The organism is Leisingera sp. F5 (assembly GCF_001593695.1).
The window spans coordinates 1-1,029 of sequence record NZ_LUKH01001440.1; the positions used below are offsets into that span (position 1 = coordinate 1).

Annotated in this window: 1 protein-coding gene; it reads left to right on the forward strand. The window is 62.8% G+C overall.

Annotated elements, in window-relative coordinates; genetic code table 11:
• Positions 1-1,029: Si-specific NAD(P)(+) transhydrogenase (gene sthA, locus A2I95_RS42095; RefSeq protein ID WP_291738177.1), on the forward strand; the 1,029-nt coding region annotated here is incomplete at both ends.

Below are 1,029 nucleotides of genomic sequence, written 5' to 3' on the forward strand. Positions count from 1 at the left end.
GCACAAGACCCTGGATCACGAGGTTGACGTGCTGGAACACCAGTTCAACCGCAACCATGTGGACACGCTGATGGGGCTGGCGAAATTCATCGGCCCGAACGAGGTCGAGGTCGCCACCGAAGCCGGCGAAACCACCCGGCTCACGGCAGAGAAGTTCCTGATCTCCACCGGCACCCGCACCTACCGTCCGGACTATGTTCCGTTCAATGGCCGCACCGTGGTGGATGGCGATGATTTCCTTGAGATGGCGGATATCCCGCGCTCGCTGGTGGTGATTGGCGCCGGCGTGATCGGGGTGGAATATGCCACCATGTTCTCGGCGCTTGATGTGCGCGTCACCCTGATTGAGCCGCGCGAGAGCTTCCTTGATTTCATCGACAAGACCCTGATCCAGGAATTCACCCATCAGATCCGTGAAAACGGCGTTGATCTGCGGCTCGGCTCCGCGGTGGAAACCATCGAAGACGCAGGCGAGCATGTCGAAGTGACCCTGGCCAACGGCCGCCATGTGCGGGCTGAAATGCTGCTGTTTGCGGCCGGACGCCTGGGCGCCACAGCCTCGCTGAATCTCGAGGCAACCGGGCTGAAGACCGACCACCGCGGCCGCCTGTCCGTGGACCGCAAAACCTACCAGACCGAAGTGCCCCACATCTATGCCGCAGGCGATGTGATCGGCCATCCGTCGCTAGCCTCAACTTCGCTGCAGCAGGGCCGGGTTGCCGCCTGCCATGCGCTCGACACGCCCACCATGCCCGAAAGCCCCTGGTACCCCTATGGCATCTACTCGGTGCCGGAAATGTCCACCTGCGGCATGTCCGAGGAAGAGCTGCAGGAGCGCGGCATTCCTTACGAGGTCGGCGTCGCCCGCTTCCGCGAAACCTCGCGCGGGCACATCATGGGGCTGGAGCACGGCATGCTGAAAATGCTGCTGTCGCTGAAAACCCGCCGGGTGCTGGGCGTGCAGATCGTCGGCGAAGGCGCAACCGAACTGATCCATATCGGCCAGGCGGTCATGAACCTGCAAGGCAC